At 64.9% G+C, this 23,234-nt stretch carries 19 protein-coding genes and 1 pseudogene; 11 read left to right on the forward strand and 9 right to left on the reverse strand.

Annotated elements, in window-relative coordinates; translation table 11 throughout:
• Positions 1 to 26: 26 nt before the first annotated feature.
• From sucD to recA, 6 genes are all read right to left on the reverse strand, one after another.
• Positions 27 to 908: a succinate--CoA ligase subunit alpha gene (gene sucD, locus CR105_RS04450; protein WP_099787222.1), complete on the reverse strand. Its 882-nt coding sequence runs from the start codon at positions 906 to 908 to the stop codon at positions 27 to 29.
• Positions 909 to 923: 15 nt separating this feature from the next.
• On the reverse strand, positions 924 to 2,093 hold the full coding sequence (gene sucC, locus CR105_RS04455) for an ADP-forming succinate--CoA ligase subunit beta (RefSeq protein WP_099787223.1): 1,170 nt from the start codon (positions 2,091 to 2,093) through the stop codon (positions 924 to 926).
• Positions 2,094 to 2,172: 79 nt separating this feature from the next.
• Positions 2,173 to 2,739 carry a DUF2889 domain-containing protein gene (locus CR105_RS04460; protein ID WP_099787224.1) on the reverse strand — a complete coding sequence of 189 codons (567 nt, stop codon included), beginning with the start codon at positions 2,737 to 2,739 and terminating at the stop codon, positions 2,173 to 2,175.
• 263 nt (positions 2,740 to 3,002) lie between these two features.
• Positions 3,003 to 3,311, reverse strand: a complete 309-nt coding sequence (locus CR105_RS04465) for a hypothetical protein (protein ID WP_099787225.1) — start codon at positions 3,309 to 3,311, stop codon at positions 3,003 to 3,005.
• Between the two features lie 384 nt (positions 3,312 to 3,695).
• Positions 3,696 to 4,157, reverse strand: a complete 462-nt coding sequence (gene recX, locus CR105_RS04470; RefSeq protein WP_099787226.1) for a recombination regulator RecX — start codon at positions 4,155 to 4,157, stop codon at positions 3,696 to 3,698.
• Between the two features lie 9 nt (positions 4,158 to 4,166).
• The gene (recA, locus tag CR105_RS04475; protein ID WP_099787227.1) at positions 4,167 to 5,249 is read right to left on the reverse strand and encodes a recombinase RecA; all 1,083 of its coding nucleotides are present in this window, start codon (positions 5,247 to 5,249) and stop codon (positions 4,167 to 4,169) included.
• A 203-nt stretch (positions 5,250 to 5,452) separates the two neighbouring features.
• On the opposite strand from recA, the gene CR105_RS04480 reads away from it, so the two are divergent.
• The 9 genes and pseudogenes from CR105_RS04480 (at position 5,453) to CR105_RS04520 (ending at position 19,049) form a co-directional block, all read left to right on the forward strand.
• Positions 5,453 to 6,172 carry a response regulator gene (locus tag CR105_RS04480; protein ID WP_099787228.1) on the forward strand — a complete coding sequence of 240 codons (720 nt, stop codon included), beginning with the start codon at positions 5,453 to 5,455 and terminating at the stop codon, positions 6,170 to 6,172.
• A 56-nt stretch (positions 6,173 to 6,228) separates the two neighbouring features.
• Positions 6,229 to 7,710 carry a sensor histidine kinase gene (locus CR105_RS04485; protein WP_229413651.1) on the forward strand — a complete coding sequence of 494 codons (1,482 nt, stop codon included), beginning with the start codon at positions 6,229 to 6,231 and terminating at the stop codon, positions 7,708 to 7,710.
• Positions 7,694 to 8,053, forward strand: coding sequence for a DUF4212 domain-containing protein (locus CR105_RS04490; RefSeq protein ID WP_307189607.1), 360 nt, complete (start codon positions 7,694 to 7,696; stop codon positions 8,051 to 8,053). Before CR105_RS04485 ends, CR105_RS04490 begins: the two co-directional genes overlap by 17 nt.
• Entirely contained in the window at positions 8,050 to 10,092 is a 2,043-nt protein-coding gene (locus tag CR105_RS04495) for a sodium:solute symporter family protein (protein WP_099787229.1), read from the forward strand. Before CR105_RS04490 ends, CR105_RS04495 begins: the two co-directional genes overlap by 4 nt.
• 107 nt (positions 10,093 to 10,199) lie before the next feature.
• Positions 10,200 to 12,176, forward strand: a complete 1,977-nt coding sequence (locus CR105_RS04500) for an alpha/beta hydrolase family protein (protein ID WP_229413625.1) — start codon at positions 10,200 to 10,202, stop codon at positions 12,174 to 12,176.
• Positions 12,177 to 12,287: 111 nt separating this feature from the next.
• Positions 12,288 to 13,614, forward strand: a pseudogene (locus CR105_RS04505) (IS4 family transposase).
• 162 nt (positions 13,615 to 13,776) lie between these two features.
• Entirely contained in the window at positions 13,777 to 15,699 is a 1,923-nt protein-coding gene (locus CR105_RS04510; protein ID WP_229413627.1) for an alpha/beta hydrolase family protein, read from the forward strand.
• 76 nt (positions 15,700 to 15,775) lie between these two features.
• Complete coding sequence (locus CR105_RS04515) at positions 15,776 to 17,800, forward strand: alpha/beta hydrolase family protein (protein ID WP_099787231.1); 2,025 nt, start codon at positions 15,776 to 15,778, stop codon at positions 17,798 to 17,800.
• A gap of 34 nt (positions 17,801 to 17,834) precedes the next feature.
• A complete protein-coding gene (locus CR105_RS04520) occupies positions 17,835 to 19,049 on the forward strand; it encodes a 6-phosphofructokinase (protein WP_099787232.1) in 1,215 nt (404 codons plus the stop codon).
• Between the two features lie 174 nt (positions 19,050 to 19,223).
• Here the strand turns inward: CR105_RS04520 and CR105_RS04525 are convergent, their stop codons facing one another.
• Both CR105_RS04525 and CR105_RS04530 read right to left on the reverse strand, forming a co-directional pair.
• Positions 19,224 to 19,469 carry a helix-turn-helix domain-containing protein gene (locus CR105_RS04525; protein WP_099787233.1) on the reverse strand — a complete coding sequence of 82 codons (246 nt, stop codon included), beginning with the start codon at positions 19,467 to 19,469 and terminating at the stop codon, positions 19,224 to 19,226.
• On the reverse strand, positions 19,470 to 19,994 hold the full coding sequence (locus tag CR105_RS04530; protein ID WP_229413629.1) for a DUF2975 domain-containing protein: 525 nt from the start codon (positions 19,992 to 19,994) through the stop codon (positions 19,470 to 19,472).
• Between the two features lie 91 nt (positions 19,995 to 20,085).
• Between CR105_RS04530 and CR105_RS04535 the strand changes: the two genes are divergently transcribed.
• Positions 20,086 to 20,919, forward strand: a complete 834-nt coding sequence (locus CR105_RS04535; protein WP_099787234.1) for an alpha/beta hydrolase — start codon at positions 20,086 to 20,088, stop codon at positions 20,917 to 20,919.
• Here the strand turns inward: CR105_RS04535 and purM are convergent.
• The gene (gene purM, locus CR105_RS04540) at positions 20,916 to 21,959 is read right to left on the reverse strand and encodes a phosphoribosylformylglycinamidine cyclo-ligase (RefSeq protein ID WP_099787235.1); all 1,044 of its coding nucleotides are present in this window, start codon (positions 21,957 to 21,959) and stop codon (positions 20,916 to 20,918) included. The genes CR105_RS04535 and purM overlap by 4 nt on opposite strands.
• Before the next feature lie 149 nt (positions 21,960 to 22,108).
• Between purM and CR105_RS04545 the strand changes: the two genes are divergently transcribed.
• Complete coding sequence (locus CR105_RS04545) at positions 22,109 to 23,191, forward strand: AI-2E family transporter (RefSeq protein WP_099787236.1); 1,083 nt, start codon at positions 22,109 to 22,111, stop codon at positions 23,189 to 23,191.
• Positions 23,192 to 23,234 lie beyond the last annotated feature (43 nt).

The raw sequence follows: 23,234 nt of genomic DNA on the forward strand, positions 1-23,234 counted from the left end.
TATTGTTTAGCTGGGCATCGGCCGCCTTACAGCATGGCTTTCAGCAAACGCGCCATTTCCGACGGGTTCTTGGTGGCCTTGATACCGCAGGCTTCCATGATGTCGAGCTTGGCTTGCGCGGTATCGGCGCCGCCCGAGATCAGCGCGCCGGCATGGCCCATGCGCTTGCCCGGTGGCGCGGTGACGCCGGCGATGAAGCAGACCACTGGCTTCTTCATGTTGTCCTTGATCCAGTAGGCAGCGTTCGCCTCATCCGGTCCGCCGATCTCGCCGATCATGATGACCGCGTCGGTCTCAGGATCGTCATTGAACATCTGCATGATGTCGATGTGCTTCAGACCGTTGATCGGGTCGCCGCCGATGCCCACGGCCGACGACTGGCCCAGGCCCAGCGCGGTCAACTGGCCGACCGCTTCGTACGTCAAGGTGCCCGAACGCGACACGACGCCGATGCGGCCCTTCTTGTGGATGTGACCCGGCATGATGCCGATCTTGATTTCGTCAGGCGTGATCAGGCCAGGGCAGTTTGGACCGAGCAGCAGGGTCTTCGAGCCGGCTTTCGCCATGCGGTCTTTCAGCGCCATCATGTCGCGCACTGGAATGCCTTCGGTGATGCAGATGGCCAGGTCGAGTTCGGCTTCGACGGCTTCCCAGATCGCGGCGGCAGCGCCCGCTGGCGGCACGTAGATGACCGACACGTTGGCGCCGGTTTCTTTTTTCGCTTCGGCGACGCTGGCGAAAATCGGAATGCCTTCGAAATCTTCGCCGGCTTTCTTCGGGTTCACGCCGGCGACGAACGCCTCTTTGCCATTCGCGTAGTCGCGGCACATGCGGGTGTGGAACTGACCGGTCTTGCCGGTAATTCCCTGGGTGACTACTTTGGTATCTTTATTGATCAGAATCGACATGTTGTTTCCTTCGGATTAGGCTTTACCAGCAGCGGCGGCAACGACGGCCTTGGCTGCGTCTTCCATCGTATCGGCGGCGATGATCGGCAGGCCGGAGTCGGCCAGCATCTTCTTGCCGATCTCTTCGTTGGTGCCCTTCATGCGCACGACCAGCGGCACTTGCAGCGAGACTGCCTTCGATGCGGTGATCACGCCTTCGGCGATGACGTCGCAGCGCATGATGCCACCGAAGATGTTGACCAGGATCGCCTTCAGGCCCGGGTTCTTCAGCATGATCTTGAACGCTTCGGTGACCTTTTCAGCAGTAGCGCCGCCGCCGACGTCGAGGAAGTTGGCCGGCTCGCCGCCGAACAGCTTGATCGTGTCCATGGTCGCCATCGCCAGGCCGGCGCCGTTGACCAGGCAGCCGATGTTGCCGTCGAGCGAAATGTAGGCGAGGTCGAACTTCGATGCTTCAACTTCGGCCGGATCTTCTTCGTCCAGGTCGCGGAAGGCGACGATCTCAGGGTGGCGGTACAGCGCGTTCGAATCGAAATTGAATTTCGCGTCGAGCGCAATGACGCGGCCGGCGCCGTCGACGATCAGCGGATTGATTTCGGCCAGCGATGCGTCGGTATCCCAGTACGCCTTGTACAGGCCCATCAGCTGGGTGCGCGCGTCGGCGATCGAAGCGGCAGGCACGCCGATCTTGGTCGAGATGTCATCGGCTTCGGCGGCGGTCAGGCCGACCGACGGGTCGATGGCGATGGTGTGGATTTTTTCCGGGTTCGAGTGTGCAACTTCCTCGATGTCCATGCCGCCTTCGGACGAGGCCATCAGCACGACGCGCTGGCTGACGCGGTCGGTGACCATCGACACGTACAGTTCCTGCTTGATGTCGGCGCCTTCTTCGATCAGCAGACGGCGTACCTTCTGGCCGGCTTCGCCGGTCTGGTGGGTGACGAGCTGCATGCCCATGATCTGGTCGGCATATTCCTTGACCTGCTCGAGCGACTTGGCGACCTTGACGCCGCCGCCTTTACCGCGGCCGCCGGCGTGAATTTGCGCCTTGACGACCCATACCTTGCCGCCCAGCGTCTCGGCTGCCTTGACAGCCTCTTCCACGGACATGCACGGGATACCGCGCGGTACCGTCACTCCGAACTGCCGGAGGATTTCTTTGCCTTGATACTCATGGATTTTCATGCTGGCTTTCCCTTCTTATGATACTGAATGTAGAAATACGGTTGAAATACGGATGATTGGAATTGCGGCACTGCGACTGCTAACCGGTCACGCTCCTGGCGTACCAGCGCGGGTAATACTTCGCCACCGCCGCGCCGTCGACGCGCAAGGCGTGGCAACGGTCGAGCTGGAACGGCTGCTCGGTCGAGGCGTCGTCGCCATCGCCGTCGCGCGTCTTGATGACGTCGTTGGCGAACGCCTGGATCGCCGCGGTCGGCAGCACCAGCGACAATTCGGTCAGGTGGGTGCAGCCGAGGACGCCGGCGAGCCGGTCCTTCAGGCGCAGCCGAAAATGGTTCGTCAGCGACAGGCCTATCAGGCTCTTGTAGGCCGGCGCGATGGTGTCGCAGTAACCGGGATACGGCACGGCATCGGACGACGCTTCGGCGTCGACAATGATCAGGTCGATGTTGATGGTAATCCGCAGCCACAGGTCGTGCACCGGAGCGCCGCCAGCGCGCAGACCGGAAGCGAGGAGGATGTCGCGCATCTTGACGTCGCTGATGCGCGCGTCGAGGTCCCACAGGCCATCATCGCGCGCGAACGCGTCGACCTGGATGGCACGGGTGTGCCGCAAAGCGCGGGGGACAGGAGAAGACAGGGGCATAGACACCAATGCCGAAAATGCGGCGGTAAAAAGTATGCAGCCATGTGCTGATGCACGCCACCGCAGCTTCTACGGCGACAACCGCTCATGCGGCGCTGCTTAAACCACAAAAGTTTAGCACATGCGCAGGGTCAGTTGCACTGCAACATAAATTTAGCAGTTCAATCTGCCCCACCCATTGCAACCGCGACAATCTTTCCGAACTGAGCATGCGCCGGAGGAATCTGGCATGAATTTGCTCCAGAGTAGCCGTCGTCGCCATTTCAGACATGGATGAGCGGCTTGGTGATACTGACTAGCTTAAGTATGTCGTCGGACAACTGGGAAATTACGTGCAGTTCACCGTGAAGAAAATGCAAGCGCAGCACCACGTAAGCACCATCGAACGCGGCTTCAAAGATTTGAGGACGAGTTATGTCTGTAAAGTCGTTCCACGGCATTCCAGCGCAGTCTTCCAACGCGTTGGAAAATTCGTCAAATAACCTGGGGGAAATGGATTCTAGCTGCGCGAGTTGCAACAAGAACTGAGCGTCACTCAGGTCGAACTCAACCTTGGCAGGACGATCGATCAAGAACGATCCCGGATCTTTTTAAAAACCTCCGCAATCTCACGCTTGGAAAAAGCGCGAGCCGGCACTACCTTGAGTCTCTCAGCCGAGTGCTTTAACGCGGCAATTGTTTCTTTGCTAAACCCCGCGGACTCTATTGGTGCAGGTCGCTCATCTTCAGTGTTTGCACCTGACTTTAGTTTCTTGAGAGGCATGGCAGACTCCGCGAAGTGAACACGACGTTATTCGTGTATCTTACTCCGAAAGCGAACGGCAATTTCAATGCGCAGCAGTTTTGCGGCAATCAGGGGGAAAAGCGCGGCACCTCCCGCCGGTGAGGAGTATGCGTCCGCAGCACGGGGCTGCTACGCACACGGCGGAAGGCGCCTTGCTTAATCGTTCAAACGGTCAAAAATCATCGTCATCAGGACACGTGCCGCGCATCGCCGCGCGCACCGCGCGCTGCGAAAAACCGCGCTGCATCAAAAACCGCATCTGCTTGCCCCGCCCTTCGGCGTCGGTCGCAACCGCGCCGAACTTGCGGCTCCATACTTCGCACGCGCGCGCCACTTCGCTGTCCGCCAGCGAAGTCTTCAGTTCCTGCAGCGCCTCGCCATTGATGCCATGGCTTTGCAGTTCGGCGACGATGCGGCTGTTGCCGTAGCGCGCCTCGCGGCGGTGAATCAGCGACTCGGAGAAGCGCTCCTGCGACAGCCAGTTGTTCTTCTCGAGGAAATCGAGCAGGGCGTCGACGTCGTCGCCCTCCTCGGCATACTTCGACAGCTTGCGCCGCAGCTCGAGCCGGCTGTGCTCGCGCATCGACAGGAAGCGCAAGGCACGGCCTTTCAGGCTCAGTTGCGGCCTGGGCACGGACCGCCTTTACTCGGCCACGGCCTTCAGCTTGGCAACCGGCTTGACCGGCTCCTCGCCGACGACCGGCGGCAGCTCGCGCACGCCGAGGGCCGCGCGAACCTTGTTTTCGATCTCGCGCGCCAGCGCCGGACGCTCGACCAGGAAGGTACGGGCATTGTCCTTGCCCTGGCCGATACGCTCGCCGTTATAGCTGTACCACGAACCGGACTTCTCGACGATCTTGTTGTCGGAACCCAGGTCGAGGATTTCGCCCTCGCGCGAGGTGCCGGAGCCGTACAGGATGTCGAAGTGGGCTTCCTTGAACGGCGGCGCGATCTTGTTCTTGACGACCTTGACCTTCGTTTCGTTGCCGATCACTTCGTCGCCCGACTTGATCGAGCCGGTGCGGCGAATGTCCAGGCGGACCGACGCGTAAAACTTCAGCGCATTGCCGCCGGTGGTCGTTTCAGGGCTGCCGAACATGACGCCGATCTTCATGCGGATCTGGTTGATGAAGATGACCAGCGTGTTGGTGCGGTTGATCGAGCCGGTCAGCTTGCGCAGCGCCTGCGACATCAGGCGCGCCTGCAGACCAGGCAGCGAGTCGCCCATGTCGCCTTCGATCTCGGCGCGCGGCGTGAGCGCGGCCACCGAGTCGATGACGATCAGGTCGACGCTGCCCGAACGCACCAGCGCGTCGCAGATTTCGAGCGCCTGTTCACCCGTGTCAGGCTGCGAAATGAGCAGCTCGGACAGGTTGATGCCCAGCTTTTGCGCATAGCCGACGTCGAGCGCGTGCTCGGCGTCGATAAAGGCGCAGGTGCCGCCCAGCTTTTGCATTTGCGCGATGGTCTGCAAGGTCAGCGTCGTTTTACCCGACGATTCAGGACCGTAGATTTCGACCACGCGCCCGCGCGGCAGGCCGCCGACGCCGAGCGCGATGTCCAGACCGAGCGAACCGGTCGAGACGACCTGCACTTCTTCGACCGGGGCGTTGCCGTCCATGCGCATGACCGAGCCCTTGCCGAACTGCTTTTCGATTTGCGCCAGCGCGGCGGCGAGCGCCTTGCCTTTTTCAGCTGCGTTTAAATTCGTTTTCTTGTCGTCCATAATTTTCTTTCAATCTGGGAAAAGGCCGGGTTCGGAGGGTCCAGCATGCAGCTCAGCCAATACTGTACAAGCATACAGTAGTCTTTGCAAGCGCTACGTGCTTCCTGTGCGAATAAGTTTAAAAAGGGTCAATCCGTGCCAAACGCTCGCCATGCGCCATTAAATGCCACACAATGGCCGTTTCGATATCACGGGTTTGTGCCATGCGTATTTTACTTGCCGAAGACGATAGCGTGCTGGCGGACGGCTTGACGCGCTCGCTGCGCCAGTCCGGCTACGCCATCGACTGCGTCAAGAACGGCCAGGAAGCCGACACCGCGTTGTCGACCCAGGAATTCGACCTCCTGATCCTCGACCTTGGCCTGCCGAAGATGTCGGGCCTGGAAGTGCTGCGCCGCCTGCGCGCGCGCTCCTCCTTGCTGCCGGTGCTGATCCTGACCGCCGCCGACTCGATCGAGCAGCGCGTCAATGGCCTCGACCTCGGCGCCGACGACTACATGGCCAAGCCGTTTGCGCTGTCGGAACTGGAGGCGCGGGTGCGCGCGCTGACGCGCCGCGGCGCCGGCGGCGGCCCCACCGTGATCCGCCACGGCCCGCTGGCGTACGACCAGGTCGGGCGCAGCGCCTACATCAACGACCAGATGCTCGAGCTGTCGGCGCGCGAACTGGGCCTGCTCGAGATCCTGCTGGCGCGCACCGGCCGGCTGGTGTCAAAGGAGCAGCTGGTCGACCATCTGTGCGAATGGGGCGAGGAAGTGTCGAACAACGCCATCGAAGTCTACGTGCACCGGCTGCGCAAGAAGCTTGAAGTGGGCGGCATCCGCATCGCCACCGTGCGCGGGCTGGGCTACTGCCTCGAGCGCGCCACCGGCGCCGCCGCGGCCACGCCAGGGGCCGTCGACCCGGGCGCCGGATCGAAGTGAAACTGCGCGACACTGTCCAGGGCGCGCATGGCCCAACCGGCCAGCACGGCCCGGAGCTGCCGGCGCTGTACGAGCCGGCCAACCCGGAGCCGGACGAAAACATCCAGCACTCGCTGTTCGGCGAGATCCTCGACTGGATGCTGGCGCCACTGCTGCTGCTGTGGCCAATGAGCATCGCCATCACCTACCTGGTCGCCAAGTCGATCGCCAACCAGCCGTTCGACCATGCGCTCGAAGACAGCGTCACCGTGCTGGCGCAGCAGATCCGCGAAGTCGACGGCAAGACCGTGTCGCTGCTGCCGGGCAGCGCGCGCGACATCGTGCGCGCCGACGACATCGACAACGTCTACTTCCAGATCAGCGGGCCGGGCGCCGAATTCGTCGACGGCGACCGCGACCTGCCGCCGCCCGGCGACGACGCCAGCGCGCCCAACAGCGCCAGCGTACGCTTTCGCAACGACGTCATGCGCGGCGCCCAGGTGCGCGTGGCCTACTCGTACGTCAACCTGCGGCCGATGGCCTCGCGCGGCGAGGAACCGCGCGCCGCGCTGGTGCAGGTGGCCGAGACGCTCGACAAGCGCGCCCAGCTGGCCAACGAGATCATCAAGGGAGTGATCCTGCCGCAGTTCATCATCCTGCCGATCGTGCTGGCGCTGGTGTGGTTCGCGCTGGCGCGCGGGCTGTCGCCGCTGGCCCAGCTGCAGGAGCGCATCCGCGCGCGCCGCCCGGACGACCTGTCGCCGATCGATTCGCGCCAGGTGCCGGAAGAGATTTCGCCGCTGGTCGGCTCGCTCAACGACATGCTGGCGCGCTTGTCGCAGACGATCGACATGCAAAAGCGCTTCATCGCCGACGCCGCCCACCAGATGAAAACGCCGCTGGCCGGCATGCGCATGCAGTCCGAACTGGCGCTGCGCCAGCTCGACCCGGACGAGATCCACCGCTCGCTCGAACAGCTGGCCAAGAGCTCGGAGTCGGCCACCCGGCTGGTTAATCAGCTGCTGGCGCTGGCGCGCGCCGAGAACCAGCTGCAGGCCGGCGTCGCTTTCGAGGTGGTCGACCTGGCGGTGCTGGCGCGCGCCGCGGTGCAGGACTGGGTGCAGGCCTCGTTCATCAGCCACATCGACCTCGGCTTCGAGCAGCCCGAGCACGCCGTCGACATCGTCGGCAACCCCTTGATGCTGCGCGAGCTGCTGTCGAACCTGATCGATAACGCCCTGAGCTACACGCCGGCCGGCGGCAGCGTCACCGTGCGGGTGCGCCGCCAGGGCGACCAGGCCATCGTCGAAGTCGAGGACACCGGCCCCGGCATCGCCCCGGCCGAACGCACGCGCGTGTTCGAGCGCTTCTACCGCATCCTCGGCAACGGCGCGCCCGGCAGTGGCCTGGGCCTGGCGATCGTGCGCGAGATCGCCCACCAGCACGGCGCCGAAGTGGACGTCTTCAACAATCCGCGCGCCACCCTCAAGAAGTCGCCCGGCTGCCTGTTCCGCCTCACCTTCCCGCCTCCCGCCGCCGCCCATGACGATGGCGACTGACCTGCCCACGCCGCCCCTTGGCGACCCCGATGCCGGCGCCGCCGCCCAGCGCCAGCTGTCGCTGCTGGCCGCGCGCAGCCTGCACTGGCAGCGCACCCGCCGCCTCACCGCCGTGCTGCTGGCGCTGTGGCTCGTCACCACGTTCTGCACCGTGTTCTTCGCCCGCGAGCTGGCCACCTTGTCGGTGTTCGGCTGGCCGCTGTCGTTCTACCTGGCCGCGCAGGGCGCCTCGCTGATCTACCTGGCCATCCTCGGCGTCTACGCGTTCGGCATGGGCCGCTTCGACCAGCGCTTCAGGCGCCGCCTGGGCGAGACGGCCGGCGCTGCGGGAGAGGCGCCTTGAGCGGCGGCCGGCGTTTTCGCCGCCTGTCGCGCTACTACCTGTACTTTTCCGCCTGCTTCGCCGTCTTCCTGATCGCGCTGACGATGCTGGAAAGGGAAGGCATGCCGCGCATCTGGATCGGCTACCTGTTCATGTTCGCCACCATCGTGCTGTACGCCGGCATCGGCGTGTTCAGCCGCACCTCGAACGTCACCGAATACTACGTCGCCGGGCGCCGCGTGCCGGCCATGTTTAACGGCATGGCCACCGCCGCCGACTGGATATCGGCGGCCAGCTTCATCAGCCTGGCCGGCGGGCTGTACCTGCACGGCTTCGACGGCCTGGCCTACATCCTGGGCTGGACCGGCGGCTACTGCCTGGTGGCGCTTCTCATCGCGCCCTACCTTCGCAAGTTCGCCCAGTACACCATCCCCGACTTCCTGGCGGCGCGCTACGGCGGCGGCGGCGCGCGCGGCAACCCGGTGCGCCTGATGGCCGTCGGCGCCACCATCATCGTCTCGTTTACCTACGTGGTGGCGCAGATCTACGCGGTCGGGCTGATCGCCTCGCGCTTTACCGGCGTCGATTTCTCGGTCGGCATTTTCCTCGGGCTGGCGTCGATCCTGGTGTGCTCCTTCCTCGGCGGCATGCGCGCCATCACCTGGACCCAGGTGGCGCAGTACATCATCATCCTGGTGGCGTTTCTGATTCCGACCATGTGGCTGTCGGTCAAGCACGCCGACAACCCGCTGCCGCAGGTGGCCTACGGCGCGGTGCTGCCCAAGCTGGCCGCGCGCGAAGCGCAGCTCGCGTTCGATCCGAAGGAGCTGCAGGTGCGCGCCATCTTCCGCCAGCGCGCCGACGATTACGCCGCCCGCATCAAGGCGCTGCCGGCGTCGTGGGAAGAAGGCAAGCTCGATGCCCAGCGCCGGCTCGACGCGGTGCGCCTGCGCAAAGGCTCGCTGATCGACATCCGCGCCACCGAGCGCGAACTGATGGCGTATCCGAAATCGGCCGACGAGGCGGCGCGCCGCTGGGCCGAGATGCAGGCGGCCAACGAAGCGCGCGCCCAGCCGCCCGAGCCGCACGCGACGCCCTTCCCCGGCGCGGACGCCGGCCAGTCCGACATCCGCCGCAACAACTTCCTGGCGCTGGTGTTCTGCCTGATGCTCGGCACCGCCGCGCTGCCGCACATCCTGATGCGCTCCTACACCACGCCGTCGGTGCGTGAGACGCGCGTGTCGGTGTTCTGGACGCTGTTCTTCATCCTGCTGGTGTACCTGACCATTCCGGCGCTGGCGGTGCTGGTCAAGTACGACATCTACAGCCACCTGGTGGGCAGCAATTTCGCCAACCTGCCGACCTGGATTTCGTACTGGGCCAACGTCGACAAGCTCAATCCGCTGATCGCCATTGCCGACATCAACCGCGACGGCATCGTGCAGCTGGCCGAAATCGCCATCGACGGCGACGTGCTGGTGCTGGCCACGCCCGAAATCGGCGGCCTGCCGTACGTCATCTCCGGCCTGGTGGCGGCCGGCGGCCTGGCCGCGGCGCTGTCGACCGCCGACGGCCTGCTGCTGGCCATTTCCAACGCGCTGTCGCACGACGTCTATTACAAGGTGGTCGACCCGGCCGCCTCGACCCAGAAGCGGGTCACCATTTCCAAGCTGCTGCTGCTGGCGGTGGCCTTCATCGCCGCCTACGCCGCCTCGCAAAAGCCGGGCGACATCCTGTCGCTGGTCGGCGCGGCCTTCTCGCTGGCCGGCTCGGCGCTGTTCCCGGCGCTGGTGCTGGGCGTGTTCTGGAAGCGCGCCAACCGCGCCGGCGCGCTGGCCGGCATTGTGTCGGGCTTTGCCGTCTGCGTCTACTACATGCTGCACACCAACCCGATCCTTGGCGGCGCCGTGGCCGGCCAGTGGTTCCACATCGCGCCCATCTCGGCCGGCGTGTTCGGCGTGCCGGCCGGCATGGCGGTGCTGGTGCTGGTCAGCCTGCTGACGCGCGCGCCCGATCCGCTCAACACCAGTTTCATCGACCACATCCGGGCGCCGGAATAGCTTGTGGGCAACGCAGCATTGCTGCTAATCCTGGCGTGATGATCTTTGTGCCATATTTATTGAAAGTACATACGATGCTGCTGCGCCGCTCCCGCCTTGCTTGTTCGATGCTCACCCTGCTCGTGTCGAGCCTGCCCGTGGCCGGCCTTGTCCACGCCGCCGACAATGGCGGCGCCGGCGCGCCGCCGATCGAGCGCTTCTTTGCCAATGCGGCGTTCGCCGGCGCCACCCTGTCGCCCAACGCTAGGTACCTGGCCGCGCGCGTGGCCCGGCCTGGCAAGGGCGCCGCCCTGGCGGTGGTCGACATTGCCGACAACTCGGTCAAGGTGGTGGCCGGCCTGGCCGACTCCGACGTCGGCAAGTTCTACTGGATCAGCAACGACCGGCTGGTGTTCGACGCCGCCGACCCCGACGTTGCAGACGGCGACCGCACCATGGGCGCCGGCCTGTTCGCGGTCAACCGCGACGGCGGCGAGATGCGCGAACTGATCGAACGCAGCGCGCGGCCGACCGGGCGCGCGCTGCCGTCGAGCACCTTCCTGCTGCCGCAGCTGGGCGCCCAGGATTCCGAATACATCTACGTCACCAGCTCCAAACTGAACAGGAATGGCGACTTCGACTACAGCAACCTGTTGCGCTTGAACACCCTGACCGGTCGTGCCAGCGTGATGGCGCGTCCCGGCAACGTGACCCGCTGGATGCTCGACCACAAGGGCGAGCCTCGGCTGGCGATAACCCGCGACCAGAAGGTGTCGGCGCTGCTCTACGCCGACCCGGCGCTGGGCAAGTGGCGCAAGCTGAGCGAATACGACACCTACCTCGGCGGCAAGGGCGCGGTCACGCCGGTGGCGTTCGCGCCCGACGGCACGCTGTATGTCAGTTCCTACGACGGACGTGACAAGGCGGCCCTGTTCCGCTACGACCTGGCCAGCGGCCGGCGCGACGCGGCGCCGACGGTCGAGCTGGAGGATTACGACTTTACCGGCAGCCTCGTCACCGCCAACGGCAAGCTGCTTGGCGTGCAGGTGCTGACCGACGCCCGCGCCGTGGTCTGGATCGACGCCGGCATGAAAGCGCTGCAGCAGCGTGTCGATGCGCTGCTGCCGGGCACCATAAACCTGCTGTCGGTGGCGGCGCGCGCGGAGACGCCGTGGATACTGGTGGAATCGTTTTCCGACATCCAGCCGCGCCGCTGGAAGCTGTTCAATACCGAAACGGGCAAACTCAACAACGTGGGCGACGCCTTCCCGGCCATCCAGCCTGCGCAGATGGGCCGGCAGGAAGCGGTGCGCTACAAGTCGCGCGACGGCCTGGTCATTCCGGCCTACCTGACCCTGCCGCCCGGCGGCCAGCGCAAGAACCTGCCGCTGGTGGTGCTGGTGCACGGCGGGCCTTACGTGCGCGGCGCCGAATGGGGCTGGCGTCCCGATGTCCAGTTCCTCGCCTCCCGCGGCTATGCGGTGCTGCAGCCGGAGTTTCGCGGCAGCCGCGGCTTCGGCATCCGCCACTACATTGCCGGCTGGAAGCAATGGGGCCTGGCCATGCAGCACGACATCGCCGACGGCGCCAAGTGGGCCATCGCCGAGGGCATTGTCGATCCGCAGCGCATCTGCATCGCCGGCGGCAGTTATGGCGGCTATGCCGCCCTGATGGGTCTGATCAACGATCCTGCGCTGTTCAAGTGCGGCATCAATGCCTACGGCGTGACCGACATCGGCTTGCTGGCCACCGGCGACTGGAGCAAGCGCTCCGACATCACCGAGGTCTACCGGGAGCACGGCATGCCGGTGCTGGTTGGCGACATCGTCAAGGACGCCGAGCAGTTGAAGGCGACATCGCCGCTGCAGCAGGCGGCGCGCCTGAAGCAGCCGCTGCTGATGGCTTACGGCGGCGCCGACGTCCGCGTGCCCGTCTACCACGGCAGAAAGCTGTACGACGCCATCAAAGTAAGCAATCCGTACGTCGAGCTGGTGGTGTACGAAGAAGAAGGCCACGGCTGGGTATTACCGAAGAACCGCATCGACTACTGGAGCCGGGTCGAAAAGTTCCTCGACCAGCACATTGGCAAGCGCCAGACGAATTAGCCAGCCGCGCTATTCCAAAACCGCGGTCAGACCCTAATGGCGTTAAGTTAAGGCGTTGACGTCGAATTCTTCCTTGTAAACAAGTGTCCGAAGTGTTAACTTTCGGGCACGATGCTTTCCGATGCCCTTTCACTTGTTACCGACTTACCAGGGTCACCGCCAGACTGGCGGCGACTTGGTGAGCACTTGCCGTACGATTGGATCGAAGCTGCCTTGGAATACAAGGGCAAGGCCAGTATTCGAGTGCGCCGTTTGCCGGCCCAGCAGGTGGTCTGGCTAGTCATCGGTTTGGCGCTGTATCGGCATCTGTCTATCAAGGAAGTGCTCGACGACCTCGATCTTGCCCTTCCCGAACTCGAAGGCCGGTGCGTGACGGCCAGCGCTGCTTGCCAAGCTCGCCAACGGGTAGGCGCTGAACCGCTCCGCTGGCTGTTCCAGACCTCGGCCAAAGCATGGCATGACGAGAACCGCGCTGCGCATCAGTTTCACGGTATGGACCTGCTGGCAATGGACGGCACCACGCTAAGGCTGGCCGACACTGGCGCCAATCGTGAACACTTCGGTGCGCAGGCCTACGCCAAATCGAAGGTGGCCAATTTTCCGCAATCGCGAGGCGTTACGTTGATGACGGTGGCAACCCATCGTTCTGGACGCGCGCTTCGGCGCTTACAAACCTAGCGAAATGACGTATGCGAGGGAGCTTCTTCCGGGCATACCGGACAATTCGCTCACCATCTTCGACCGAGGTTTCCTATCGGCAGAATTGCTCTGCAATTTGGTCGCCCGAGGTACTCAGCGCAATTTCCTAATCCCCGCCAAGAGCAACACTACATGGCGGCTGATTGATGGGACTGACGAGGATGGGACGGTTGAAATGGAAGTGTCCGACGCGGCGATGCGTCTCGATGAGACCCTGCCCGCAACTTGGCGAGCCCGCGCCGTTCGCCTTGTGGACGGCAAGGGCGGCATCGAGTATCTGCTGACCTCGCTGATAGATAGAAAGCTTTTCAAGCCCAAGCAACTCGTCGAGTGCTACTGGCGGCGGTGGGAAATCGAGACTAGCTATCGCGAGTTGAAGCACTCGATGCTGGGATCGGCGCACACATTGCGCAGCATGACCGTTGAAGGCGTTAAACAAGAAATATGGGGCGCGCTGATTGCCTGCAACTTGGTGCGGGTCGAAATCGCCAAAGCAGCATTGGAAGCGAAATGTCAGCCGACCGACATCAGCTTCATGTTGGCATTTCGCACGATTCAATACGAACTGTTCATCGCTGCAGCCACGCAGGCTCAGGGAAAACTTCCAGCTGGACTGAAACGACTACGGGAAAGGCTGGTGCTTGATCTGAAGGAGTACCGACCCGATCGGAAATTTGATCGGGTCGTAAAAGGAAAAGCGCAGCGCTACCCCCTCAAGAAACTAAAAACAAGGGCTTAACTTAACGCCATTAGGGTCTGACCCCGGTTTTGCAACGGAACACCGAATCTTGAGCGTGCCGCGTCGCATTTGATCGGCCACAGGCCGGCGCCGGATCGCCATTCGTGCCGCCGGCGGCGCTGCTATCCTCGCTCTTTTCCAATCGTCGAGAAGCGAGAGAACATGCGCCGGCTGTTGCGGTTGATACTGTGGATGATGGCGGCAGCCGGTCCCTGCCACGCCGCCGAGGCGGCGCGCGCGCCGCCGCCGCCGATCGAACATTTCTTCGAGAACGCGGCGTTCTCCGGCGCCATGCTGTCGCCCGACGCGCGCTCGCTGGCGGCCAAGATCGGCCGCGCCGGCCGGCGCGACGCGCTGGCGGTGATCGACCTGGCCACCCGCCGCGCCCGCGTGGTCGCCGAATTCAGCGATGCCGACATCGGCGACTTTCAATGGGTCAACGACGAGCGCTTGCTGTATGCCGTCGGCGAAAAACATCTCGCCCGCGCCGACCTCGAGCACGGCGGCGGCCTGTACGCGGTGAACCGCGACGGCGAAGGCTTTCGCCAGCTGGCCAAGCGCTCCCTGAGCCGCGTCAGCGAGCGCACGGTCGGCAACCTGCTCGACTGGACCACCGAGATGCTCGACCAGCCTGGCGCGCAGGATTCGCAGTTCGTCTACGTTACCAGCGCCAAATACGAGCGCGGACAGTTCCGCCACGTCGACCTGCTGCGCCTCGACACCGTCAGCGGGCGCGCCACCACGGTGCAGCGCCCGGCCGGCGCGGCCGACTGGCTGCTCGACCAGCACGGCGAGCCGCGCATCGTCACCGCCCTCGAACGCGAGCAGGCGGTGCTGTACCACCGCGACGCCGACCAGTGGCGCAAGCTGGCCGCCGCGAATGCCTACACCGGCGCCGGCGACGACATCGACCCGCGCGGCTTCGCGCCCGACGGCACGCTGTACGTGGCCTCGCGCGCCGGCGGCGACAAGGCGGCGCTGTACCGCTTCGACCTGGCCACCGCCAAACGCGACGCGGAACCGCTCGTCGAACTGAAGGATTACGACTTCCAGGGCGGCCTCGTGATTGGCAACAACAAGTTGCTCGGCGTGCACGTGCTCACCGATGCGCGCGCCACCGTGTGGTTCGACGGCGCCATGAAAGCGCTGCAGCAGCACATCGACGCGCTGCTGCCGGCCACCGTCAATCTGGTGACGCCGGCCCCGCGCGCGCAGAAGCCGTGGGTGCTGGTGGAATCGTATTCGGACCTGCAGCCGCGCACCCGGAACCTGTTCAATACCGAGACCGGCGTGCTCGACAAGGTCGGCACCGCGTTCGCCAGCATCCGGCCGTCGCAGATGGGCATCCAGGAAGCGCTGCGCTACAAGGTGCTGGTGCATGGCGGACCGTGGGTGCGCGGCACCGAATGGGGCTGGCATCCGGAATCGCAGTTCCTCGCCTCGCGCGGCTACGCCGTACTGGAGCCGGAGTATCGCGGCAGCACCGGCTTCGGCGACAAGCATTTTCGCGCCGGCCTCAAGCAGTGGGGCCTGAAAATGCAGGACGACATCGCCGACGGCGCCAAGTGGGCCATTGCCGAAGGCATCGCCGACCCGAAACGCATCTGCATCGCCGGCGCCAGCTATGGCGGTTACGCCGCGCTGATGGGACTGGTCAACGATCCGGCGCTATATAAATTCGGCATCAACTGGGTCGGCGTCACCGACATCGGCCTGATGTACACCGGCGCCTGGGGCGCGCGCTCGGATTTTCCCGACGCATACAAGCAGTACGGCATTCCGGAACTGATCGGCGACCTGACCAAGGACGCGGCGCAACTGACGGCCACCTCGCCGCTGGCGCAAGCCGGCCGCATCCGCCAGCCGCTGCTGATGGCGTACGGCGGCGCCGACCAGCGCGTGCCGTTCTACCACGGCTCAAAGTTCCACGCCGCCGTCAAGGCCACCAATGCGCATGCCGAGATGGTGGTCTACGACGCCGAAGGCCACGGCTGGGCACTGCCGAAGAACCGCGTCGATTTCTGGAGCCGGGTCGAAAAATTTTTCGACAGGCATATCGGCGGCCAGCGTCCGGCCGGGCAATAGGCATTGCGCGGCATTGTCTTGACGGAAATACTGCTGGTGGCCTAATATTGTTTTTTGATATCGCACGAGGAACCATATGCCGTCTCGCCGCCGCCGCGTCTCCTGGGCCATGGCGCTGCTGCTGGCGGTCATCGGCGCCGCCCACGGCGCGCACGCCGCCGAGCCGGCCGCGCCCTTGCCGGCGATCGAAAGCTTCTTCGAAAACCCGGCCTTCACGGCCGCCCTGCTGGCGCCTGACGCCCGCCACCTGGCAGTGCGGATTGGCGGCGCCGGCAAGCGCGACCTGCTCGCCGTGGTCGACCTGGAAACGCGCGCCGTCAAGGCCGTCGCCAGTTTCGACGACGTCGACGTCGGCGACTTCGAGTGGGTCAACAACGACCGGCTGATCCTCAACACGATCGATAAACGGCTCGGTGTCGGCGAGCGCCAGTTCGCGCCAGGGCTGTATGCGGTCAATCGCGACGGCGCGCAATTCAGGCAGCTGGCCAGCCGCAGCGGCGAGCCGTCCGCGCGCGGTTCGCTCGTCAGGGCGCTGCTGCCATGGCACACCTACCTGGTGCGCCAGAAAGGCGCGCAGGATTCCGAGTTCGTGTATGTCACCAGCCAGTTGCCGCAAGAGCGCGGCCAGGTCGCGCGCGTCGACCTGCTGCGCCTGAACACCCTTAACGGCCGCACCACGGCGGTGCAGGGACCGGCCAACACGCGCCGCTGGATGCTCGACCACACGGGCGAGCCGCGCCTGGCCGCCACGCTCGACGCGCGCACCGAATCGATCTGGTACCGCGATCCGGCCACCGACCAGTGGCGCAAGCTGGCCCAGTTCGATCTCTACCAGCGCGGGCCGGACGCGTTCGCGCCGCTCGCCTTCGGGCCGGACGGCAGCTTGTACGTCACCACCGAAGGCGCCACCGACAAGCGCGCCGTGCACCGCTTCGATTTTGCCGCCAACCGCGTTGCCCCGCAGCCGCTGGTGACGGTGCGCGACTTCGACTTCAGCGGCAGCCTGGTGACCACGCGCGACAAGCTGCTCGGCGTGCGCGTGCTGACCGATGCCGACGGCGTCGAGTGGTTCGACGCCGAAATGAAGGCAGTCCAGCAGCGCGTCGATGCGCTGCTGCCGGGCACCGTGAACCTGTTGTCGGTGGCCGCCCGCGCTGCAACGCCATGGGTGCTGGTGCAGTCGTATGCGGATATCCAGCCGCGCTTCAGCACCCTGTTCAACACCGCCACCGGCAAACTCGTCCAGGTAGGCGGCACGTACACGAAAATCGATCCGGCCGCGATGGGCAGGCAGGAGCTGGTGCGCTACAAGGCGCGCGACGGCCTCGAGATCCCGGCCTGGCTGACGCTGCCCAATGGCAGCAGCGGCAAGAACCTGCCGCTGGTGGTGCTGGTGCATGGCGGCCCGTACGTGCGCGGCGGCCAATGGGGCTGGCACCCTCAGGCGCAGTTCCTCGCCTCGCGCGGCTACGCGGTGCTCGAGCCGGAGTATCGCGGCAGCACCGGCTACGGTTTCAGACACTACCGCGCCGGCTGGAAGCAATGGGGGCGGGCGATGCAGGACGACATCGCCGACGGCGCCACATGGGCCATCGCCGAAGGCATCGTCGATCCGCGCCGCATCTGCATCGCCGGCGCCAGCTACGGCGGCTATGCGGCACTGATGGGACTGATCAACGATCCGGCCCTGTACAAATGCGGCATCAACTGGGTCGGCGTGACCGACATCAAGCTGCTGGCCACCGGCCACTGGAGCTTCACCTCGGACATGTCGGACACCTACAAGCAATATGGCATGCCGGAACTGGTCGGCGACCTGGTCGCCGATGCGGCGCAACTGACGGCGACGTCGCCGCTGGCGCAGGCGGCGCGCATCAAGCAGCCGCTGCTGCTGGCCTACGGCGCCGCCGACCGGCGCGTGCCGCTGTATCACGGCACCCAGTTCTACGAGGCGGTCAAGCGCACCAACGCCGACGTCGAGTGGGTGGTCTACGCCGATGAAGGCCACGGCTGGACCGTGCCGAAAAACCGCATCGATTTCTGGTCGCGGGTGGAAAAATTCCTCGACAAGAATATCGGCAGCGGCCGCCAGGTGGAGTAATCTAGAGCCTGTTCACCACGCCAAGGAGCTGCGCATGCCGTCGGGAAAAATTCTGGTCGCCCAGGGAGGCGGGCCGACCGCCGTCATCAACCAGTCGCTGGTCGGCGTCACCCTCGAAGCGCGCCGCTTTTCGCAGGTCACGCGCGTGTACGGCGCGCTGCACGGCGTGCGCGGCATCGTCGACGAGCAGTTCGTCGACCTCACGCAAGAGACCGTCGCCAACCTCGAACTGGTCGCCGCCACGCCGTCGTCGGCGCTCGGCTCGACCCGCGACAAGCCGGACATCGCCTACTGCCAGAAGATCTTCGAGGTGCTGCGCGCCCACGAGATCGAACACTTCTTCTACATCGGCGGCAATGACTCGTCCGACACGGTGCGCATCGTCAGCCTCGAAGCCCAAAAGGCCGGCTATCCGCTGCGCTGCATCCACATCCCGAAAACCATCGACAACGACCTGGTCGGCAATGACCACACCCCCGGCTTCCCGTCGGCGGCGCGCTTCGTCGCCCAGGCCTTCGCCGGCGCCAACCTCGACAACGCCGCGCTGCCGGGCGTGTATGTCGGCGTCGTCATGGGCCGCCACGCCGGCTTTCTCACCGCCGCCGCCGCGCTGGCCAAGAAATTCCCCGACGACGGCCCGCACCTGATCTACCTGCCCGAGCGCACCTTTGTGCTGGAGAACTTCCTCACCGACGTCAAGGCCACCTACGCCCGGTATGGCCGCTGCGTCATCGCCGTGTCCGAAGGTATCCACGACGCCTCCGGCGAAGCGATCGCCAGCCTGCTGTCGAAGGAAGTCGAGCGCGACGCCCACGGCAACGTGCAGCTGTCGGGCACCGGCGCGCTGGCCGACCTGCTGTGCGACGAGATCAAGGCCAAGCTCGGCATCAAGCGGGTGCGCGGCGACACCTTCGGTTACCTGCAGCGCTCCTTCATCGGCTGCGTCTCCGACGTCGACCAGCGCGAGGCGCGCGAAGTGGGCGAAAAAGCGGTGCAGTTCGCGATGTGGGGCGAGCAGGACGGCTCGGTGGCAATCCGCCGTTGCGGCGACTACTCGGTCGAGTACGCGCTGGTGCCACTCGAATCGGTGGCCGGCAAGACGCGCGTGATGGAAGATGAATTCATCAGCGCCAGCGGCACCGACGTGACCGACGCATTTCGCCAGTACCTGCGCCCACTGCTCGGCGCCGGCATGCCCGACGCGCACCGGCTGCGCGCCGCGCCGGTGGCGAAAATTCTCAACAAGTAAGCCGGCACCGGCTCGAGGATCGGCAACAAAAAGCGCACGGCACAGCGGCTGCACAAACGCAAACGGCGACTCTCGGGTCGCCGCATTTTTGTCACTCGCTCTCAAAATGACTATGTCATTTTGACCTCGCGCGGGCCGATATGGTTCGGCTTCAACGCCCATTTCAGCCTAATCCTAGGCAGGACCGTCCGCATCGCCGTCGTCGTCGCCATCCGCGCCGGCCATCCATTCCATGATGTCGCCGGGCTGGCAGTCGAGCCGTTCGCAGATCTTGCCCAGCGTGGCAAAGCGGATCCCCTTGACCTTGCCGGATTTGAGCAGCGACAGGTTCTGCTCGGTGATGCCGACATAGGCCGCCAGGTCCTTCGACTTGACTTTGCGCCTGGCCAGCATCACGTCCAGGTGAATGATGATCGGCATCTAGACGAAGCCCTCGTTCTCTTCGGCCAGGCGGCGTCCTTCGTGCATCAGGTTGGTGATCAGGAAGAACAGCGCGCACACCAGCACCAGCAGCAATTCCTCGGAACTGACGCCGACCGAGAACGTCGGCGCCGGCGCACCAAAGCCGAAGCGCAGCACGACGGCGCGCAGCGGCGGCTCGGCGATCGACAGCAAGGTCGACAGCAAGGTGGCGCCGGCGAAGGCGCGCAGGTGGCCGATGGTGGCGCGGTCAAAGGTCGCGCCGCGGCCCACGTTGGCCAGCAGGCGCGCCAGCCGCGCCATGCCGTAGCACAACGCCAGCAGCGCCGGCAATCCCAGCGCGATGGCGGCCGCGCGCTGCGGCAGGTCGAGCGTGCGCATCTGGGCCGTGCTCATTCCTTTGGCGCTGATTTGCACGACGCCGTCGGCCGGCAGGGAGCCGCTCCAGGACAGCACGAAGAACGCCACCTGTACGCTGACGCACAGCGCCAGCAGGGCCCGGATGAGAGTGCATTGTATATTCATGTTATTATCGTTAAACAGTAATTAATTACTGTATTACAGTAATTTATGATTGCGTTACATCTATTCTAACAGTCTACGAAGAGGCACCGACATGCGTGTGATACCGATCCTGCTGGCAGCGCTGTATCTATCCGGCTGCACTACAATGGAAATAGGCGAAAGAAATTTCATCCGGCCCAACAAGGACGCCGTGGCGCGGCTCGACGCTCAGGCGCTACTGCCCGGGCTGCGCGTCAGCGATGAAGAAATCGTCACTGAAGACGGCGCCGCGTTGCGCGGTGTGATGGCACAACGCGAAGGCGCCGGCGTCACCGTGCTCTACTTCGGCGGCAACGCGTTCCAGCTCGACCGGCATGGCGCGGCGTTGCTGCCGCTGCTGGCGTCGTGCGGCGCCGGCGTCGCCGTGTTCGACTATCGTGGATACGGGCGCAGCAGCGGCGCGCCGACGGTGGCGACGATGGCCGCCGACGCGGTGCGCGCCTACGATCACGTCAGCGCGCGCAGTGCCGGCCGGGTGATCGTGCATGGGCAGTCGCTGGGCAGCTTCATGGCGGCGCACGTGGTCAGGCAGCGCCCGCAGGCGAGTGGCCTGGTGCTGGAAGCGACCAGTACAAATGTGCAGGATTGGGCCGAGGCCAACGTGCCGTGGTACGCACGGCCGTTTTTGCGCATCGAGATCGAGAAGTCGCTGCGCGATGCCGACAACGTCGTCGCAGTATCGGGCTACCGCGGCCCCAGCCTGGTGCTGGCAGGCGAGCACGACCGGATCACACCGCCTGCGCTCGGCCAGCAGGTGTATGCGGCGCTGCCCGGCCCGGCCAAGCAGTGGCTGGTCGCGCCAGGCGCCGGCCACAACACCATCTTCGGGCACAAGGATGTGATGCCCGCGTACTGCAAGCTCACCGGGGTTTTGATGCGAGCTTAAACGACGATGGTCTGATGCTCTTCGCCGGCGCGCGCGCGGATGGCGCCGACCCGGAAAACAGTTTCGCCGGCCGCCTGCAGCTGCGCCATTGCGGCATCGGCATTGTCTTGCGAGACGATGACGACCATGCCGATGCCGCAGTTGAACACGCGGTGCATCTCGTCGTCGGCGACGCCGCCGTGCTGCTGCAGCCACTGGAACAGCGGCGGCATGGTCCATGCCTTCGAGTCGAGCTCGGCCGTCAGGTGCGGCTGCAGCACGCGCGGGATGTTTTCCACCAGGCCGCCGCCGGTGATGTGCACCATGCCCTTGACGTCGAGGCTGTCCATCAGCGCCAGCAGCGGCTTGACGTAGATGCGGGTCGGCTCCATCAGCACGTCAGCGAGCTTGCGGCCGTGGAAGTCGCCGTCCAGGTCCGGCTTGGCCACTTCGATGATCTTGCGCACCAGCGAGTAGCCGTTCGAATGCACGCCGGACGAGGCCAGACCGAGGATGACGTCGCCGGCGGCGATCGTGGTGCCGTCGATGATCTTCGATTTTTCGACCGCGCCGACGGCAAAGCCGGCCAGGTCGTATTCGCCGGCCGGATACATGCTCGGCATTTCCGCCGTCTCGCCGCCGATCAGCGCGCAGCCGGCCTGTTCGCAGCCGCGGGCGATGCCGCCGACCACCGCGGTGGCGGTCGGCACGTCGAGCTTGCCGCAGGCGAAGTAGTCGAGGAAGAACAGCGGCTCGGCGCCTTGCACCAGGATGTCGTTGACGCTCATGGCGACCAGGTCGATGCCGACCGTGTCGTGGCGGTTCAGCTCGAACGCGAGCTTGAGCTTGGTGCCGACGCCGTCGGTGCCGGACACCAGCACCGGCTCCTTGTACTTCTTGCTGATCTCGAACAGGGCGCCGAAACCGCCGATACCCTTGAGCACGCCTTCGCGCATGGTGCGCTTGGCAAGCGGCTTGATCGCCTCGACCAGGGCGTCGCCGGCATCGATATCGACACCGGCATCGCGGTAGGAAAGTGAAACATTTGAAGGTTGGCTCATGGTGTATTTGGCAGCGGAGGCGGTAAAATAGAAAGGCGACGGAACAATTGCAAGTAGATAACGCCAGCAAGTGCTCAATCCACCATTTTATCAAACCGGCCCGCTTTCAGCCCGATTTCGGCCCACTTACCATTCCAGCGGCCATCCCGATGCCATTTTCGTTCACCCCGGATCAGAAGCAGTCGGCCTTTTGGCTCGGACTCGGGGTCGCGTTCGTGCTGCTGCTGTACGCGCTCGGACCGGTGCTGACGCCCTTCATCGCCGCCGCCATTTTGGCCTATGCGCTCAATGGCGGCGTCGACTACCTCGATGCTCGCCGTGTCGGCCGCTGGCCGCTGCCGCGCGCGCTGGCGGTGGTGGTGGTGATGCTGCTGTTCCTGTCGGCCGTCACCGCGCTGGTGCTGATCGTGATCCCGGTGCTGCAGGTCGAAATCCCGCTGCTGATGGCGCAGATTCCGGCGTTCTTGGTGCGCATCGACGCCGTGCTGGCGCCGCGGCTGCACGAGATGGGCATCAAGTTCCGCCTCGACGGCAGCGGCATCCGCGCCATCCTCAGCCAGCAGTTCGAAAGCGGCGGCGACGAGATCTGGACCACCGTGCTGTCATCGGCGCGCATCGGCGGCACCCGTGTACTCGGCTGGCTGGTGACCCTGGTGCTCATACCGGTGGCGCTGTTCTACCTGCTGCTCGACTGGCACAAGATCCTCGGCCGCATCAGCGGCGCGGTGCCGCGCCGCTGGGTGGTGCAGACGGTCGGCATGGCGCACGAAGTGAACGTGCTGCTGGCGCAGTACCTGCGCGGGCAGCTGCTGGTGATGCTGGTGCTGGCGGCGTATTACTCGATGGCGCTGACGATCGCCGGCTTCGAAGTGGCGCTGCCGGTCGGCATCCTCACGGGCCTGCTGGTATTCATCCCCTATCTCGGATTCGGGCTCGGCCTGATCCTGGCCTTCATCGCCGCGGTGCTGCAGTTTGCCGACTGGAGCGGCGTGATCGCGGTGGCCATCATCTACGGCGCCGGCCAGGTGGTGGAAGGCTTTTTCCTGACCCCGCGGCTGGTCGGCGAACGGATTGGCCTCAATCCGCTGGCGGTGATCTTCGCCCTGCTCGCCTTCGGCCAGCTGTTCGGTTTCGTCGGCGTGCTGCTGGCGCTGCCCGCTTCGGCCGTGCTGATGGTGGCATTTCGCCACTTGCGCCACCACTATCTGCGCAGCAGCTTCTATAATGCGTGATGCACACGCCGAGCCTATCCACCATCCTCGTATGAGACGAACG

Origin of the sequence: Massilia eurypsychrophila, from assembly GCF_002760655.1 — a bacterium.
Classification (GTDB): Bacteria; Pseudomonadota; Gammaproteobacteria; order Burkholderiales; family Burkholderiaceae_D; genus JAFCUW01.